At 45.5% G+C, this 16,458-nt stretch carries 17 protein-coding genes; 10 read left to right on the top strand and 7 right to left on the bottom strand.

Going from position 1 to position 16,458, the window contains the following annotated elements:
* Positions 1 to 66: 66 nt before the first annotated feature.
* Positions 67 to 1,536, bottom strand: coding sequence for a glucose-6-phosphate dehydrogenase (gene zwf, locus MY9_RS11985; protein ID WP_014664517.1), 1,470 nt, complete (start codon positions 1,534 to 1,536; stop codon positions 67 to 69).
* A gap of 226 nt (positions 1,537 to 1,762) precedes the next feature.
* Here zwf and rnz point away from each other — a divergent pair, with 226 nt between their 5' ends.
* Both rnz and rpmG read left to right on the top strand, forming a co-directional pair.
* The gene (rnz, locus tag MY9_RS11980; RefSeq protein WP_014664516.1) at positions 1,763 to 2,686 is read left to right on the top strand and encodes a ribonuclease Z; all 924 of its coding nucleotides are present in this window, start codon (positions 1,763 to 1,765) and stop codon (positions 2,684 to 2,686) included.
* A 79-nt stretch (positions 2,687 to 2,765) separates the two neighbouring features.
* Positions 2,766 to 2,915, top strand: coding sequence for a 50S ribosomal protein L33 (rpmG, locus tag MY9_RS11975; RefSeq protein WP_003226511.1), 150 nt, complete (start codon positions 2,766 to 2,768; stop codon positions 2,913 to 2,915).
* A gap of 43 nt (positions 2,916 to 2,958) precedes the next feature.
* Here the strand turns inward: rpmG and MY9_RS11970 are convergent, their stop codons facing one another.
* Together MY9_RS11970 and namA are read right to left on the bottom strand one after the other, a co-directional pair.
* Complete coding sequence (locus MY9_RS11970) at positions 2,959 to 3,720, bottom strand: alpha/beta fold hydrolase (protein ID WP_014664515.1); 762 nt, start codon at positions 3,718 to 3,720, stop codon at positions 2,959 to 2,961.
* Between the two features lie 109 nt (positions 3,721 to 3,829).
* Positions 3,830 to 4,846, bottom strand: coding sequence for an NADPH dehydrogenase NamA (gene namA / locus MY9_RS11965; protein ID WP_014664514.1), 1,017 nt, complete (start codon positions 4,844 to 4,846; stop codon positions 3,830 to 3,832).
* A gap of 172 nt (positions 4,847 to 5,018) precedes the next feature.
* On the opposite strand from namA, the gene MY9_RS11960 reads away from it, so the two are divergent.
* Positions 5,019 to 6,653, top strand: coding sequence for a M20/M25/M40 family metallo-hydrolase (locus MY9_RS11960; RefSeq protein ID WP_014664513.1), 1,635 nt, complete (start codon positions 5,019 to 5,021; stop codon positions 6,651 to 6,653).
* Positions 6,654 to 6,685: 32 nt separating this feature from the next.
* Here the strand turns inward: MY9_RS11960 and proC are convergent, their stop codons facing one another.
* Positions 6,686 to 7,519: a pyrroline-5-carboxylate reductase gene (gene proC / locus MY9_RS11955; protein ID WP_014664512.1), complete on the bottom strand. Its 834-nt coding sequence runs from the start codon at positions 7,517 to 7,519 to the stop codon at positions 6,686 to 6,688.
* A 402-nt stretch (positions 7,520 to 7,921) separates the two neighbouring features.
* On the opposite strand from proC, the gene MY9_RS11950 reads away from it, so the two are divergent.
* The 5 genes from MY9_RS11950 to MY9_RS11930 all read left to right on the top strand — a co-directional run bounded on the left by MY9_RS11950 (position 7,922) and on the right by MY9_RS11930 (position 12,509).
* Positions 7,922 to 8,881, top strand: coding sequence for an MBL fold metallo-hydrolase (locus tag MY9_RS11950; protein WP_014664511.1), 960 nt, complete (start codon positions 7,922 to 7,924; stop codon positions 8,879 to 8,881).
* A 5-nt stretch (positions 8,882 to 8,886) separates the two neighbouring features.
* A complete protein-coding gene (locus MY9_RS11945) occupies positions 8,887 to 9,666 on the top strand; it encodes an SDR family NAD(P)-dependent oxidoreductase (protein ID WP_014664510.1) in 780 nt (259 codons plus the stop codon).
* A gap of 74 nt (positions 9,667 to 9,740) precedes the next feature.
* Positions 9,741 to 11,087 (top strand): D-serine ammonia-lyase, encoded by a 1,347-nt coding sequence (gene dsdA, locus MY9_RS11940; protein WP_014664509.1) that lies wholly within the window; start codon positions 9,741 to 9,743, stop codon positions 11,085 to 11,087.
* Positions 11,088 to 11,158: 71 nt separating this feature from the next.
* Positions 11,159 to 12,118: a type I pantothenate kinase gene (gene coaA / locus MY9_RS11935; protein WP_003245966.1), complete on the top strand. Its 960-nt coding sequence runs from the start codon at positions 11,159 to 11,161 to the stop codon at positions 12,116 to 12,118.
* A gap of 4 nt (positions 12,119 to 12,122) precedes the next feature.
* Positions 12,123 to 12,509 (top strand): VOC family protein, encoded by a 387-nt coding sequence (locus tag MY9_RS11930; RefSeq protein ID WP_014664508.1) that lies wholly within the window; start codon positions 12,123 to 12,125, stop codon positions 12,507 to 12,509.
* On the opposite strand, the gene MY9_RS21780 is transcribed toward MY9_RS11930, so the two are convergent.
* The 3 genes from MY9_RS21780 to MY9_RS11915 all read right to left on the bottom strand — a co-directional run bounded on the left by MY9_RS21780 (position 12,506) and on the right by MY9_RS11915 (position 14,674).
* Complete coding sequence (locus tag MY9_RS21780; protein ID WP_041521369.1) at positions 12,506 to 12,664, bottom strand: hypothetical protein; 159 nt, start codon at positions 12,662 to 12,664, stop codon at positions 12,506 to 12,508. The two genes, MY9_RS11930 and MY9_RS21780, sit on opposite strands and share 4 nt — an antisense overlap.
* 50 nt (positions 12,665 to 12,714) lie before the next feature.
* Positions 12,715 to 13,947: an MDR family MFS transporter gene (locus tag MY9_RS11920; RefSeq protein ID WP_014664506.1), complete on the bottom strand. Its 1,233-nt coding sequence runs from the start codon at positions 13,945 to 13,947 to the stop codon at positions 12,715 to 12,717.
* A 520-nt stretch (positions 13,948 to 14,467) separates the two neighbouring features.
* Positions 14,468 to 14,674, bottom strand: coding sequence for a YqzH family protein (locus tag MY9_RS11915; protein ID WP_003226541.1), 207 nt, complete (start codon positions 14,672 to 14,674; stop codon positions 14,468 to 14,470).
* Between the two features lie 166 nt (positions 14,675 to 14,840).
* Between MY9_RS11915 and MY9_RS11910 the strand changes: the two genes are divergently transcribed.
* Both MY9_RS11910 and MY9_RS11905 read left to right on the top strand, forming a co-directional pair.
* Positions 14,841 to 16,079, top strand: coding sequence for a DNA polymerase IV (locus tag MY9_RS11910; RefSeq protein WP_081483627.1), 1,239 nt, complete (start codon positions 14,841 to 14,843; stop codon positions 16,077 to 16,079).
* A complete protein-coding gene (locus MY9_RS11905) occupies positions 16,076 to 16,414 on the top strand; it encodes a YolD-like family protein (protein ID WP_014664503.1) in 339 nt (112 codons plus the stop codon). The genes MY9_RS11910 and MY9_RS11905 overlap by 4 nt, the downstream gene beginning before the upstream one ends.
* The last annotated feature ends 44 nt before the right edge of the window (positions 16,415 to 16,458 follow it).

The following is a 16,458-nucleotide window of genomic DNA, read 5'->3' as shown; positions in this document are numbered from 1 at the left end:
GCTATACCTCTGTGGCAGCTGCAAAAAAGCCGAAAATGCTCACAAGCATTTTCGGCTCTTTTCTTATTATATATTCCACCAGTGCAAGCCGTCTTTCGCCAAAAGATCATCTGATTCTTTCGGTCCCATTGAGCCTGATTCGTAGTTAGGAGATAAGGTTTTGTTTGCTGCCCATGTTTCAGAAATGGAGTCGACAAAGCTCCAAGAAAGGGCAACTTCATCCCAGTGTGCAAAGTTTGTTGCATCGCCAAGAAGACAGTCGTGAATTAGTTTTTCATATGCTTCAGGGGTGTTCAACTCGTCATTGCAATTGCTGCAATAATCGAGTTTGATTGGCTGCGCGTGTGCTGCTCCGCCAAGCTTTTTAGCATTTAAGTAAAGAGTAATGCCTTCTTCAGGCTGAATATGAATGACAAGCAAGTTCGGATTCATGTTGTTTTCATTGCCGTAGTACAGGTTCATCGGAATGTCCTTAAATTGAACGACAATTTTTGTGGACTTTTCTTTCATTCGTTTTCCGGTACGGATATAGAATGGAACACCAGCCCATCTGAAGTTGTCGATCAAGAGCTTGCCGGCAACAAAGGTTTCTGTATTGGAGTCAGGAGCGACATTATCTTCTTCTGTATAAGAAGGAACAGGTACACCGTCAATTTCACCGGCTTGATATTGTCCGCGCACAAAGTATTCATCCACTTCATCTTTTGCAATAGGGCGCAGTGCTCTCAGCACCTTCACTTTTTCGCTGCGAATTTCTTCTGTGTTCAATTTGATCGGCGGCTCCATTGCAAGGAGGGCAACCATCTGCATAATATGGTTTTGCACCATGTCGCGCAGGGCGCCTGATGTTTCGTAATATCTTGCACGGTCTTCTACGCCAAGTGATTCGCTAGACGTAATTTGAATGTTTGAGATGTAGCGGTTTGTCCAGAGCGGTTCGAAAATCGCATTGGCAAATCGAATCACTTCAATATTCTGAACCATTTGTTTGCCTAGATAATGGTCGATTCTGTAAATTTGATCTTCCGTAAACGCTTCACGGATTTCTTTGTTTAATGCCTGTGCGCTTGGCAGATCGTGGCCGAACGGCTTTTCGATGACAAGGCGGGACCAGCCTGTTGTAGCTGTTACACCCTCTGATTTTAATGTTTTTGCAATTGTTCCGAAGAATTCAGGAGCCATTGCCAGGTAGAACATTCTGTTGTTCGGAATTTGATATGTATCTTCCAGCTGGTTAAGCAATACGTTAAGCTCTTGATAAGATCCAGGATTTGTCACGTCAAACGGGTGATAGTAAAAATGAGACGTGAAATCATCTATATGCTTATCTGCAGACGAGGAAATGGATGTTTTAACGGTTTGGCGAAGATCCTCATTTGACCAAGGTCTTCTTCCAACTCCTACCACTGCAAACTCTTCTCCGATTTGTCCGTTTTGATATAAACGGTGAATAGACGGATACAATTTTCGTTTTGCTAAATCTCCAGTTGCACCGAATATGACAATTACTGCTTTTGGTTGTTGGTTTGTTTTCACTAAAAGTACCTCACTTTATTCGAAGCTTTATTTTAGTACACCCCGTATATTTCCTTCATTTTAAATCTAAAATTCAACGAAAGCAAACATTTAAGCCCTTTTTTAAGCAGAATGCTGAAAAAATGTTTCTAGCACGAAAGGATTGTTCTTTTGAGAGGCAAGATTCACATTTTGCGCTTGATCCTGTATTCTTGTAGGTATCTGGTTCTAGTAGGAGGAAGGAAACGTGGAATTACTTTTTTTAGGGACGGGAGCCGGCATTCCCGCCAAGACGAGAAACGTCACCTCTATCGCATTGAGATTGCTTGAAGAAAGGCGTTCGGTATGGCTTTTTGACTGCGGGGAAGCCACACAGCATCAAATTTTACATACAACGATTAAACCTCGTAAAATAGAGAAAATCTTTATTACACACATGCATGGTGACCATGTATACGGACTTCCGGGGCTTCTGGGGAGCCGTTCCTTTCAAGGCGGAGAGGACGAGCTGACAGTGTACGGACCTAAAGGGATCAAAGCGTTTATTGAAACAAGCCTTGCCGTCACGAAAACCCATTTGACATATCCGCTTGCGGTCCAGGAAATTGAAGAAGGAATCGTGTTTGAAGACGATCAGTTTATTGTCACAGCGGTTTCTGTTATTCATGGCGTAGAAGCCTTCGGATACCGTGTGCAGGAAAAAGACGTAACGGGTGCCCTGAAGGCGGATGTATTAAAAGAAATGAACATCCCGCCCGGACCCGTGTATCAGAAAATCAAAAAAGGCGAAACGGTAACGCTTGAAGACGGACGCATCATCAATGGGAGTGATTTTCTGGAGCCTCCCAAAAAAGGAAGATCTGTTGTGTTCTCCGGAGATACGAGAGTTAGCGACAAACTAAAAGAGCTTGCAAGAGATTGTGATGTGCTTGTTCATGAAGCAACCTTTGCTAAGGAAGATCATAAACTTGCTTTTGGTTATTATCACAGCACAACGGAACAAGCGGCTGTAACAGCGAAAGAAGCAGGGGCGAAGCAGCTTATTTTAACCCATATCAGCGCAAGATATCAGGGGGATGCCTCTTTGGAGCTTCAAAAAGAAGCGGTTGACGTTTTCCCAAATAGTGTGGCGGCATATGATTTCTTAGAGGTACCCATCCCGCGAGGCTGAAGGCATACTTATTTGACAATTTGCCATTACGTTGTATAATAAAGCGTAATCATTACGTTTTGAAAAGGAGATGTGAACGATGAGAGTCAATGTTACTTTAGCTTGCACTGAAACGGGAGACCGAAATTACATTACAACAAAAAATAAACGCACCAATCCAGATCGTTTGGAGCTGAAAAAATATTCACCGCGTTTGAAGAAATATACCCTTCACCGTGAAACAAAATAACAAAAAAGACCGGGCGTCTCTTACGGCCCGGTCTTTTTTTACGTTAATTGACTGCCTGGTAAAGAGGGGCAGCCTGCTGGCACGCTGCGCACCATACGTCATAAATAGCCAAATGAACGATATGAGGTTCATCATGATGGATGTTGTGGGAGCTGTTTTTAGCTTGAATCCAGCCGCTTTGGTTGGATAGAGACAATATGCTGCTGTGCAAGTTTTGCCATTCCTGTTCAGCAGCGAATTTCTCAGTCCGTTCTCCTGATGACAATACAAGGAGAGGCATGTTTCCTAAATGGATTTGCCGCTGTTTGAGCTCCTGCAGACTTTTTGAAAATTCTGCAGGTGTGCCCTCAAGCATCATCTTTCTCGTATATGATTTGTGCATCTCTTCGGGTATAAAGGTGAAGCTGGCGCAATCTCCTAAAGCTGGATCAAGAAGGACCATGCCGATAATATCATACTTGTTTTTGCAGGCCCATAAGCCGGTGATGACAGCTCCGTATGAGTGTGAAACAGCCAGATAAGGAGGTTTTACATCTGCTGCTTTAAGCAAACTCTCCAATTCTTTCACTTGTTGTTCAGCTGTTCGTTTCGCTCTGCTTCGCCCGCTTTTCCCTATGCCCGCCCGATCATATGTGAAAATGCCAAATTCATCATCAATGTCCGCCATTAATGGTTTCCACGTCTCAGAAGAAGTACCGTAGCCGGCCTCAAAGACAATCGTTACACCGCTTGTTCCTTTCCGGTGCTGTGTATGAAACGCACATCCGTCAATTGTATATGTCTTTTCCATCCAAGCTGATTTCATTGGAGTCATCTCCTCTAATTGGTTCTACTAGGGAGACGGAGAACCTTAGCCGATCGTTTCTCTAAAAATAAAAAAAGAGATATCCGGCAGTGGATATCTCTCATAGGCATTACCAGCCTCTTTCGTATTGAACAGGGGCCGGAATCTCTGTATTGAGCTGTTTCGCGGCGGTTCTTGCAAAGAATGGATCCCGCAAAAGCTCTCTGCCGATAAAGATGAGGTCGGCACGTCCGTTTTGCAGAATTTCTTCAGCCATTGAACCGTCTGTAATCATGCCGACGGCACCAGTCGCCATGTCCGCCTGTTCACGAATTTTCTCGGCGAAGCTGACCTGATAGCCGGGAAATACATTTATGTCTGCGTGAACAAGGGCGCCTGAACTGCAGTCGATTAAGTCAACACCCTGCTCCTTCATCCATTTTGCAAAACCGATGTGATCGGCGATGTCCAATCCTTTATCTGTATAGTCTGAAGCAGATACACGGACAAATAATGGCCCGTCCCATACTTGTTTGACTTCATCGATGATCTCTCTCAAGAAACGATAGCGGTTTTCAGGTGAACCGCCGTATTCATCTGTGCGATGGTTGGAAAGCGGAGATAAAAATTCGTGAATTAAATATCCGTGCGCCGCATGAATTTCAATCACATCAAAGCCGGCTTCTTTTGCGCGGGCAGCCGCTTGCTTAAACTCCTGGATCGTTTCTTTTACTTTTTCTGCTGACATTTCTACTGGTGTTGCTGATTGTTCGTCAAACGCAATCGCCGATGGAGCGAAAATGTCTCCTTCAAGCTCAGCTTTACGTCCGGCATGGGCAAGCTGAATGCCGATTTTTGAACCTTGTTCTTTGACCTGCTCAGTCAGTTTGGCAAAGCCTTCAATATGCTCGTCGCCCCAAATGCCTAAGTCTTGGTCTGTGATTCGACCCTGAGGGTTAACTGCTGACGCCTCTACAATAATCAGTCCGACTTGGCCGATTGCACGCGATATGTAATGCGCCATGTGGAACGGCGTTAATTTCCCGTCCTTTTCATGAGAAGAATACATGCACATTGGTGACATAACAATGCGATTTTTTAATGTCATATCTTTAATTGTAATAGGTGTGAATAATTTTCTGGCCATTTCTTTCGCCTCCCGTAAGGTTTTTAGAGATTGATTATATCAAGTCATTTCTTTCGCGTCATATAAACTGCTCAAAAGAACCGTTTTTGTCAAACATTTCTGTATAATAGACAGGGAATCATCTTATTTTTCAAGCTAGAAGCGTTTTTATACATAGGAGGGGCGGAAATCGATGAATTGGCAGACGAAGGACGAATTGCGGGCACTTTTAACTTCTCTTGTGCAATACGAAAGCATCACCGGTTCGAAGGGCGAGGCAGCACTTGCGGAATATCTTTATTTTATTTTGAAAGACAAGCCTTATTTTCAAAAACATCCAGATGATGTAACTCTTCATACGATGGACGATGGCAGATCTTTTCTTACGGCTTTAGTCAAAAAGAAGAAAGTCAAAAAGACAGTGCTACTGTTGAGTCATTTTGATGTTGTTGACATAGAGGATTACGGAGAATTTAAACATATGGCTTGCAAACCTGCTGAGCTTTTGAGTTCCTTTTTAGAGAAAAAAGAGCTGCTTCCTGAACGTGTGAGAAGAGATGCTGAAAGCGGAGACTGGCTGTTTGGCAGAGGGACGATGGATATGAAAGCGGGGCTTTGTGTTCAGTTGTCGATGCTGGAGCGGGCAATGAACGGCCATTTTGAGGGCAATCTGCTGTTGATAACAGTTCCGGACGAGGAAGTGAATTCAAGAGGCATGATTGAGGCGGTTCCTGTATTGAAGGAAATGGAGAAAAAGCATGATATCACATTAACCGCCTGCCTGAATGCTGAACCGATGTTTGAAAAATTCCCCGGCGACCAGCAGCAATATTTTTATACAGGAAGCATTGGCAAGGTGCTTGCGGGATTTTTCTGCAAGGGAATTGAGACACATGTTGGAGAGCCGTTTTCAGGCCTAAACGCGAATTTAATGGTATCTGAGATTAACCGTTTGCTTGAACTGAATGCTGATTATTGTGAAAAGGTTGATGGTGAGGTCACTCCGCCGCCGGTAAACTTAATGCAAAAGGACTTGAAAGAGGCATATTCAGTTCAGACACCGCATACAGCTGTCACATTATTTAATGTGCTGTCAATGAGACGCTCGGCTAGTGAGCTGCACCAGATGCTGCTGAAAACCGCAAAACAGGCGGCGGAGGAAATCATGTCGAACGTTCGGAAGAAAACACAGGACTTTCAACAATTTGAGCCTTTTCAGCCGATTGAACGGGCCGTCACTGTTTTGACATTTGATGAGCTGGTTGCGCGTGCAAAAAAACGTGCTGGAATTTCGGAAACAGACCGAGCTCTTAATTATGCCTTTGCTAACAGGGGGGAGCTTGGAGACAGGGATTTTTCGACGAAAATTGTTTCTGAGATTGCTTCGCTTTGTAAGGAGGATGCCCCGCTTATTGTTCTTTTTTATAGTCCGCCGTTTTATCCGGCCGTTTCGTCAAAGGACGATCAATTGATTAGGCATACAGCTGATCAGCTTATGCAGTATGCGGTTAACAGATACGGCATTGCGTTGCGGGAGGTTCAGTACTTTCCCGGACTATCGGACTTGAGCTATCTTCAGCTGGAAAAGCAGGAGGTTGACGCATACACAAGCAATATGCCGCTCTTTAATAGAGGATATTCATTGCCAAGCGGCAAAGAACAGGCTTTATATGTCCCCGTTTTAAATGTCGGTCCGGCTGGCAAAGACCCGCACAAATGGACGGAAAGATTGTACATGCCTTATTCCTTTGAAGTGCTTCCCGATTTGCTTTCATTTACGATCTCCGCGCTATTAAAGCAATCGGAAACAGCCGGCCAGCGGTTGTAGAAAAAGAAAGACAGGAGGCCCTATCCTTCTGTCTAATGCCTATCTAAAGCCGCTCCGGCAAACTGTTCTTTGATTTCTGCGCTCCGTTTAGCGGTCTCTTCAATACAGTGAATAATCGCCTCTTCAAAGCGGGAGTCCTGTAAAGCACGAAGGCCTGCCTCTGTAGTGCCCCCAGGACTGGTGATTTCCTTGCGCAGCTGTGCAGGCTGTTTGCCGCTTTGAAGGAGCATATCAGTTGCCCCCGCCATTGTCTGCAAAATGAGTGCTTTTGCCGTTTCTTTATCTAATCCTACTCTTTGCGCCGCTTTTTCCATCGCCTCAATATAACGATACACGTAAGCCGGGCCGCTACCTGCGATTGCAGTAACGGCGTCAAGATGACGCTCCTCAACCAGTGTGGCATCGCCGATTGTTTCCAATAGAGCCTTTGCAGCAGCAATATCGTCCTGGCTTGCTTCTGCGCTTACGGAAAATCCGGTTGCTGATTTTCTGATTGCCGCCGATGTATTCGGCATGACTCGAATGACCGCGAGCTTTCTGCCGAAATAATGCTGAATGGTTTCGATGGTAAGGCCTGCAAGTACTGAAATGACCAGCTGGTCATTGAGATACGGCCGGATGCTGTCGATGCTTTCCGCCGCGTCTTTCGGTTTGAAAGCGAGGATGATGATATCGGTGTGAGTGAAAAACTCATTTTTATCTCTGCATGGACGCACGCCATACGCTTCCTTTAATTCAATCAGACGCTCGTCATTTGAGCGGTTTGTAATATAGATATGTTCTGATTTTGTGATGCCGCTTTGCAAAATACCGTTGATCATTGCTTCAGCCATTGACCCGGCGCCGACAAATCCTATTTTTTTCATTGATATCCTCCTTCTATCAGAACAACAAAAAACCTTTTCATCACGTAAAGGACGAAAAGGTTCGCGGTACCACCCTCATTAGCACAAATTGTGCTCAGCTCAAATCCCGTAACGCGGGAAACGTTTAGGTTTTCCTAACCGCGACTTGAGGGCAGGTTCTACAAACAAGCGGGCCGCAATACCTTTCAGCCGGGGGTATCGCTCTCTTAGGCCATTGCCTTGTATACTATTCCTCGTCATAGCGTTCCAATGTTCTCGTTTTAGTTTGTTGTTCATTATGCAATGGCGGACAAGCTAATGTCAATAGCTTTTTCAAAAAGGTCTGTTCTCATTCAGCAATAATGACATAAGACCGAGAAAAAGCTAAAATATGAATAATGAATGAAGACAAGGAGCGAAAGGATGACAACTGAAGATGTAATTGCGATCCGCATCCCGACGCCGTTTGCTGTCGGCGATGTTATCGTTTACCTCGTAAAAGGTGATGCGCTGACACTTATTGATGCCGGGCCGAATACAAAAGAGGCTGCCAGCGCCTTACAAGAGCAGCTTGCTGCTGTAAATGTGAAAATGTCAGATATCGAGCAGGTTGTACTGACTCACCATCATGCTGACCATGCAGGCTTGCTTGATGTCTTTTCAGATGAAATCGAAGTGATTGGGCATGCCTTCAACGAACCTTATATCAGCCGAAATCAAGCCTTTATGGATTGGCAAAAACGTTTTTTTCAAAAGCTGCTGCCTGAATTAGGCGTTCCATTTGATACGGGGAAGGCGGAAAAGCTGATTCGGTCAGCGTATGCATTTTCCTGTACGAGATCTCTGACAAAAACAATCAGTGAAGGTATGGGCATTGACGGGCTTGAGGGCTGGTCTGTGTTGGAGATGCCTGGACATGCTGAATCGCATATCGTTCTTTTCCATGAAAAAAGCGGAAGGATGCTTGGCGGAGATCTACTGCTGGCCAACAGCTCGTCTAATCCGATTATAGAAGCGCCGAAAGCGGGAGACGTCAGGTCAAAGCCTTTAGTGGATTATCAGCGGTCTTTGCGCAGGCTGTCTCATCTAGAGCCAACAATCGTATTTCCTGGTCACGGCGAGCCAATCACCAGTGTCCAAGCACTGATTGAGAAGCGTTTTGACAAGCAGAGGAACAGGACGGAGGATGTGCTTCGCATGCTGGCTGAAAAGCCGATGACCGCTTTTCAGGTCTGTCAGCAGCTTTTTCCTGCTGTATATGAAAAGGAATTGTTTTTAACAATGTCAGAAACGGCAGGGCATCTTGATGTGTTGGAGGCTGAAGAAGCCATCACGTCATATTGGGAAGGAAACATCGCATACTTTAGAACAATGAAGAGGTGAAATGGGTGAAACATATAGCGGGAAAAAGGATTTGGATAACCGGTGCTTCAGGAGGGCTTGGAGAAAGAATCGCATACTTATGCGCGGCTGAAGGAGCCCATGTCCTGCTGTCGGCTAGACGTGAGGATCGTTTGATAGAAATCAAAAGGAAAATAACCGAGGAATGGAGCGGACAGTGTGAGATCTTTCCTCTGGATGTCGGCCGCCTAGAGGATATCGCCCGGGTCCGTGATCAGATCGGCTCGGTTGATGTCCTGATCAACAATGCGGGCTTCGGTATATTTGAAACGGTTTTAGACTCGACATTGGAAGACATGAAAGCAATGTTTGATGTAAATGTCTTCGGCCTGGTCGCCTGTACAAAAGCGGTGCTCCCGCGAATGCTTGAGCAAAAAAAGGGCCATATCATCAATATCGCCTCTCAAGCGGGGAAAATCGCAACACCGAAGTCGAGCCTGTATTCCGCGACAAAACATGCCGTGCTAGGATACTCAAATGCTTTGCGGATGGAGCTGTCGGGAACCGGCATTTATGTGACAACAGTCAATCCAGGACCGATTCAGACGGACTTTTTTTCCATTGCTGATAAAGGTGGGGACTACGTCAAAAATGTCGGCCGCTGGATGCTTGATCCTGATGACGTGGCAGCTCAAATTACAGCTGCAATTTTTACGAACAAACGGGAGATCAATCTTCCGCGTTTAATGAATGCCGGCACTAAGCTGTATCAGCTGTTTCCAGCTCTCGTTGAAAAGCTGGCAGGACGCGTGCTCATGAAAAAATAATGATGGAACTGCCTGTGGTGGAATGATTGTTGCTCACGAGGCAGTTTTTGATAGTGGAAGGGAGAGATTGTTGAATGTCAATTCATTCAGATGTCCTTCATGTTCTGCTCAAAGATCCGTTTATTCAGAAACTGATTGATGCAGAGCCTGTATTCTGGGCAAATTCAGGCAAGAAAGAGGGGCCAATACCCCATGCAGATGAGTGGGCAAACGAGATCGCGGAAGCGGAAGAAAGACTGCGGCGCTTTGCCCCTTATATTGCCGAGGTGTTTCCTGAGACGAAAGGCGCTAAAGGGATCATCGAGTCTCCGCTTTTTGAGATGCAGGATATGAAGGAAAAGCTGGAAGCGGCATATCAGCAGCCATTCCCGAGAAGATGGCTTTTAAAGTGCGACCACGAACTTCCGATTTCAGGATCGATTAAAGCCCGGGGCGGGATTTATGAAGTATTAAAGCATGCTGAAAATCTCGCGCTTCAAGAAGGAATGCTTCAGGAAACCGATGATTACCGCATCTTACGGGAAGACCGGTTTGCTGCGTTTTTCTCCCGCTATTCGATTGCTGTCGGTTCAACAGGAAACCTGGGTTTAAGCATCGGCATCATTGGCGCGGCACTCGGGTTTCGCGTGACAGTGCATATGTCGGCCGATGCTAAGCAGTGGAAAAAGGACCTCCTCCGCCAAAAGGGTGTCACTGTTATGGAGTACGAAACAGATTACAGTGAAGCGGTGAACGAAGGGAGACGGCAGGCGGAACAAGATCCATTCTGTTATTTTATTGATGATGAACATTCTCGTCAGCTGTTCTTAGGATATGCTGTTGCTGCAAGCCGATTAAAAACACAGCTTGACTATATGAATATACAGCCAAGTCTCGAGACGCCCTTGTTTGTGTATCTGCCGTGCGGAGTCGGCGGAGGACCGGGCGGTGTAGCCTTTGGGCTGAAGCTTTTATACGGAGAACATGTTCACGTGTTTTTCGCAGAACCAACTCATTCACCGTGTATGCTGTTAGGGCTTTATTCAGGACTTCACGAGCAGATCTCCGTCCAGGATATCGGTCTGGATAATCGGACGGCTGCTGACGGACTTGCCGTAGGGAGGCCGTCAGGATTTGTCGGCAAGCTGATTGAACCGCTTCTGAGCGGCTGTTATACGGTAGAGGATAATATGCTTTATACTTTGCTTCATATGCTGGCTGTATCTGAAAATCAATATTTAGAGCCATCTGCTCTTGCCGGCATGTTCGGGCCGGTTCAGCTTTTTTCGACAGAAGAGGGAAGGCGCTATAGTCAGAAATATAATATGGAGCATGCCGTACATATCGTCTGGGGAACGGGAGGAAGCATGGTTCCAAAAGAGGAAATGGCTGCGTATAACCGAATCGGTGCTGATTTGCTAAAAAACGAAATGAAAAAATAAGCAGACAGTGAAAAGGTTTTCCGTTACAATCTTTGTAAGGGTTTTAACCTACAGAGAGTCAGGTGTAAACAGTGAAAAATAAAGAGCTTAACTTACATACTTTATATACACAGCACAATCGAGAGTCTTGGTCTGGTTTTGGGGGACATTTGTCGATTGCTGTATCTGAAGAAGAGGCAAAAGCGGTGGAAGGGCTCAATGATTATCTATCTGTTGAAGAAGTGGAAACGATCTATATTCCGCTTGTTCGGCTGCTCCATTTGCATGTCAAGTCTGCTGCTGAACGCAATAAGCATGTCAATGTTTTTTTGAAGCACCCGCATTCAGCCAAAATCCCGTTTATTATCGGCATCGCCGGCAGTGTCGCAGTTGGAAAAAGCACGACGGCGCGGATCTTGCAGAAGCTGCTTTCGCGTTTGCCTGACCGTCCCAAAGTGAGCCTTATCACAACAGATGGTTTTTTATTTCCTACTGCCGAGCTTAAAAAGAAAAATATGATGTCAAGAAAAGGATTTCCTGAAAGCTATGATGTAAAGGCGCTGCTCGAATTTTTGAATGACTTAAAATCAGGAAAGGACAGCGTAAAGGCCCCGGTGTATTCCCATCTAACCTATGACCGCGAGGAAGGTGTGTTCGAGGTTGTAGAACAGGCGGATATTGTAATTATTGAAGGCATTAATGTGCTTCAGTCCCCCACCTTGGAGGATGACCGGGAAAACCCGCGTATTTTTGTTTCCGATTTCTTCGATTTTTCGATTTACGTGGATGCGGAGGAAAGCCGGATTTTCACTTGGTATTTGGAGCGTTTTCGTCTGCTTCGGGAAACTGCTTTTCAAAATCCTGATTCATATTTTCATAAATTTAAAGACTTGTCCGATCAGGAGGCTGACGAGATGGCAGCCTCGATTTGGGAGAGTGTTAACCGGCCGAATTTATATGAAAATATCCTGCCGACTAAATTCAGATCAGATCTCATTTTGCGTAAGGGAGACGGGCATAAGGTCGAGGAAGTGCTGGTAAGGAGGGTATGAAACTGTGCATCATCTGGAACTGTATGTCTCTGATTTGGAGACGTCAAGGCGGTTTTGGGGCTGGTTCTTAAAAGAACTTGGCTATAAAGAGTACCAAAAATGGAGCTCAGGCATCAGCTGGAAGAAAGATGGTTTTTACTTAGTAATTGTGCAGGCGAAAGAGCCTTTTCTAGAGCCGGAATACCATAGATGCCGAGTCGGTCTGAACCATCTCGCATTTCATGCTGAATCCAAGCATCAAGTCGATCAGATGACCAAAAAACTGACGGCAAAAGGCTATCGTGTGTTGTACCAAGACAGGCATCCTTTTGCCGGAGGAGACGGGCATTATGCAGTTTATTGTGAGGATCCGGACCGGATTAAGGTAGAGCTCGTTGCCCCAAGCTGTTAATCGTGATCTTTGGACAGGCTGTTCAACTTTTTCTCAATGCGATCCAGCTGCGCTTTTCGGTTTTTCGCATACTTGAAGCCTGTAACAGCCGCAAAGATGACTGCGGCAAATAGGATAAATACAAACAGCTGAAACATCACATCGCCTATATTCATGTTCCTCACCTCATGTTTGCGGGAGAGATTCATTTTCTCCCGTTTTTTATTTAAAGCTGTTTTTCCAGACGGGAACCGTGTTTTGTGGTTGCCGTTTTCATCTGCCGATAGGCGACCGCTAAAAATGGCAGTCCGAGCAGGGTAATGCCGCTCAGGACAGAAAAAATAAAAATTGGCCGACCAGCGCCAAACAGGTCTATACATATCCCTCCGACCCAGGGGCCGATGACGTTTCCGAGCTGGGAAAAACCGATTGCCCCGAAATAAGTGCCTTTTAATCCTGGTTTTGCAATCTGGTCTACAAACAAATCCATCATAGAGAACAAAAGCACCTCGCCGATTGTAAAAGTGATGACAATCATCACAAGTGATGAAACACCGTGTGATACGGTGAAAATGGCCATGCTGATACTAACCATCACATTACCGAGCATCAGAGAGCAAAGCGGCGAAAAACGTTTTGCAAAATGGACAATGGGAAATTGCGTCGCCAACACTACGATTGCGTTTAATGTCAGCATCAGTCCGTACAGCTTCGTTCCATTGCCGATCAAGGGGTTTTGCGCCATATACTGAGGGAATGTGGAACTAAATTGTGAGTAGCCAAAGGTGCATAGCGTAATGCCAACCAAAGCAATTGTAAAAAGATAATCCTTTTGCGTGACCATAAACGCTTCCCTTACGCTCATATGTCGGGACTGGTCTGATGCTGATAAAGAAGGATGTTTTTTAAATTGGCTGGCAAGCACAAGTCCGTATAGTCCGTAAATGACTGCAGGCACCAAAAAGGGCGTGGTCGATTGCGATGAGCCGAAATACAGGCCTAGCACGGGTCCGAAGACAACGCCAATATTAATAGCTGCATAGCGTAAATTAAAAACAAGCAGTCTTGTTTTTTCTTCTGTCATATCAGACAGCAAAGCCTTTGAAGCGGGCTCAAACAGTGATTTGCAAAGGCCGTTTAATGCGTTGACTACAAAAAACACCCAGAGATGAGATGCTGCCGCAAACCCTATAAATACCAGCATCCATCCGAAAATGGACACAAGCATCATGTTTTTTCTGCCGAATTTATCGGAGATATATCCGCCGTAAAAGCTTGCGAGGATGCCGACTGAGGAGCTTGCGGCAATGACCAGCCCTGCATAGGAAGCTGATGCACCTTGGACGGCTATCAAATAAATCGCTAAAAAGGGAATGCTCATCGATGTTGCCATTCTGCCAAAAATGGTTCCGATTATAATTGTCCAGCTGATCGGGTGGATATCTTTCCATTGCTTCATGAATTATATTCTCTCCTGTATGTAAGATCTTTCTCTATCATATATGAAAAAATTCCCTTATCCAATAGATGATTCAAAATATTTCGTTATTGACACGTCGTATGTCTGTGGATTGTATGGATGGCAATACATTATGTGTTGACGGCGTACATGGCTACGTATTGAAATTGAGGGTGATGCCAGAAGGAAGATCACGATATATCCGATGAAAAGCAAAGCGATTGGTCAGGAGGGTGTCTGTTTGAAACAGTAAAGGAGTTTAAGCCGCCGGGATGCCGGAGCATATCGGCAGCAAAGCCGGATATGAGATCAAGAAGTACGCGGAAAACCGTCATGCCGCATGACAGAAGAGAGAGCGAATCTCTTCGGTTGAATCAAGGATGGCAATCGTGGACAGCTTATTCCGTTTTGAGCGAGCATTGAAGGGCTGTCGTATGGCTTTGAGACTGTTTCTTTGTTATCAGGCGGTGTTTTCAAAGGGAAGCCGCATCAGCGGCTGAAAGCACTGGCAGTCATACGTTTAAGAGAACAGGCCTTGGTTTGTGACATAGTCATAAATGATATCTTCTATATGCGCATGCAAATCCTCATCTGGTTCTTCATTCCGTCTCTCTTCTAGAGCTGCTTTCAGGCTTTGTTTTTCATACGGGCTTAACGGATCTATAGCAACGTTTCTGCCGTATTGACGCAGTGCCTGTCCCATCATTTTTTCAACAAATTTCTCCATTATGACTCTCCTATCCTTATGCTTCGCTTTTATTCTACTAAATGTTTTTCTTCTCTCAAACCCTTGGATCATATTTTCTGTCAGACAAGAATCATTTACCAGTATAAAACGAACATACTTTCGCATATAATAGAAAAACGAACATAAGTTCTTTTTAGAGGTGTGTATGATGAAAGAAAAAGTGATTTTTCTCGTTGACATGCAATCGTTTTATGCATCTGTAGAGAAAGCGGAAAATCCACATTTGAAAAATAAGCCCGTCATTGTTTCGGGAGATCCTGAAAAAAGGGGCGGAGTTGTACTGGCTGCCTGCCCGCTGGCGAAACAAAAGGGTGTGGTGAATGCTTCACGGCTGTGGGAGGCACAGGAAAAGTGTCCTGAGGCTGTTGTGCTCCGGCCGCGTATGCAGCGGTATATTGATGTATCACTGCAAATTACGGCTATTCTAGAGGAGTATACAGACCTTGTGGAGCCTTATTCCATCGATGAACAGTTCATGGACATTACAGGCAGCCAGAAGTTGTTTGGGACGCCGATGGAGATCGCGAAAAGCATTCAGGGCAGAATCATGCGGGAGATCGGCGTTTATGCGCGGGTTGGAATCGGCCCTAACAAAGCGCTGGCCAAAATTGCGTGTGACAATTTTGCCAAAAAGAATAAGAACGGTATTTTTACCTTAACGAAAGAAAATATAAAAACCGAAATGTGGCCGCTCCCGGTGGGCAGCATGTTTGGCGTCGGGAGCCGCATGAAGCATCATTTAAATCGAATGGGCATCAGCACGATCGGCGGGCTCGCGGCTTTTCCGCTCGATCTTTTAAAAAAGAAATGGGGCATTAACGGCCACGTGCTGTGGATGACGGCAAACGGAATTGATTATTCCCCTGTATCAACTTCATCTCTAGACGGGCAAAAGGCGATCGGCCATGGAATGACTCTCCCGAGAGACTACGAACACTTTGACAAAGAAATCAAGGTCGTATTGCTGGAGCTGAGTGAAGAAGTGTGCAGGCGGAGCCGAAACACCGGAGTAATGGGGCAGACGGTGTCAGTGAGCTGCCGGGGTGCTGATTTTGATTGGCCGACGGGCTTCAATCGGCAAGTGAAGCTGGCGGAACCGACGAATTCTACGCAAGATGTATATGAGGCTGTATGCCGGCTGTTTCTTACATTTTGGGACGGGAAACCCGTCCGCCGCCTCGGTGTCAATCTGTCTCAGCTCTCATCTGATGACATATGGCAGCTCAATTTATTTCAGGATTATGCAAAGAAAATGAGCCTAGGCTATGTGATGGACGGCATTAAAAATCGATTCGGCGATACAGCAATCATCAGGGCGGCGTCATTGACAGCGGCAGGCCAGGCATTTGAACGTGCGGCTAAAATAGGGGGGCACTATAAATGAACGATCATTTAAAAAGGGGCAACCTGCTGTGGGAAGGAAGCAGGATGTTTCTGCCGGAACATAAGCAAAGCCTGCTGGAGAGAAAGCGGCATAAACAGAAGCTGCAAAAGCCGACCCTTGATCCCGATAAGCTGGAAGAGATGAATCAAACGCTTTGCACCGCGATGGAGTTTGCTCAGGATATCACTGTCAGCTGCTTTCAGGATGGTGAAATTGTCCGCTGCACTGGGAAGATCTGCCGGTATGAAGAGTTTGAAAAAGCAGTATGGATAAAAGGCGATGAGGACCAGCTTTATAAGCTGAAACTTGATCAAGTGCTTGATATTGTGCTGTAAAGTCTCTCCTCCTGCTTGGGGGAGAAATGTGTAAAATGATCAAA

The organism is Bacillus sp. JS (assembly GCF_000259365.1).
GTDB classification, from domain to species: domain Bacteria; phylum Bacillota; class Bacilli; order Bacillales; family Bacillaceae; genus Bacillus; species Bacillus stercoris.
The sequence above is the reverse complement of the archived record's forward strand: the minus strand, read 5'-3'. Positions and strand labels throughout refer to the sequence as shown.

Excerpts from the sequence above, each read along its gene's own strand:
- MY9_RS11905 (WP_014664503.1), top strand. The coding sequence starts at position 16,076 with ATGAACGATCATTTAAAAAGGGGCAACCTGCTGTGGGAAGGAAGCAGG.
- MY9_RS21780 (WP_041521369.1), bottom strand. The coding sequence starts at position 12,664 with ATGAATATAGGCGATGTGATGTTTCAGCTGTTTGTATTTATCCTATTT.
- MY9_RS11910 (WP_081483627.1), top strand. The coding sequence starts at position 14,841 with ATGATGAAAGAAAAAGTGATTTTTCTCGTTGACATGCAATCGTTTTAT.
- MY9_RS11915 (WP_003226541.1), bottom strand. The coding sequence starts at position 14,674 with ATGGAGAAATTTGTTGAAAAAATGATGGGACAGGCACTGCGTCAATAC.
- MY9_RS11970 (WP_014664515.1), bottom strand. The coding sequence starts at position 3,720 with ATGAAATCAGCTTGGATGGAAAAGACATATACAATTGACGGATGTGCG.
- MY9_RS11920 (WP_014664506.1), bottom strand. The coding sequence starts at position 13,947 with ATGAAGCAATGGAAAGATATCCACCCGATCAGCTGGACAATTATAATC.
- MY9_RS11950 (WP_014664511.1), top strand. The coding sequence starts at position 7,922 with ATGACAACTGAAGATGTAATTGCGATCCGCATCCCGACGCCGTTTGCT.
- rpmG (WP_003226511.1), top strand. The coding sequence starts at position 2,766 with ATGAGAGTCAATGTTACTTTAGCTTGCACTGAAACGGGAGACCGAAAT.
- dsdA (WP_014664509.1), top strand. The coding sequence starts at position 9,741 with ATGTCAATTCATTCAGATGTCCTTCATGTTCTGCTCAAAGATCCGTTT.
- MY9_RS11960 (WP_014664513.1), top strand. The coding sequence starts at position 5,019 with ATGAATTGGCAGACGAAGGACGAATTGCGGGCACTTTTAACTTCTCTT.
- namA (WP_014664514.1), bottom strand. The coding sequence starts at position 4,846 with ATGGCCAGAAAATTATTCACACCTATTACAATTAAAGATATGACATTA.
- proC (WP_014664512.1), bottom strand. The coding sequence starts at position 7,519 with ATGAAAAAAATAGGATTTGTCGGCGCCGGGTCAATGGCTGAAGCAATG.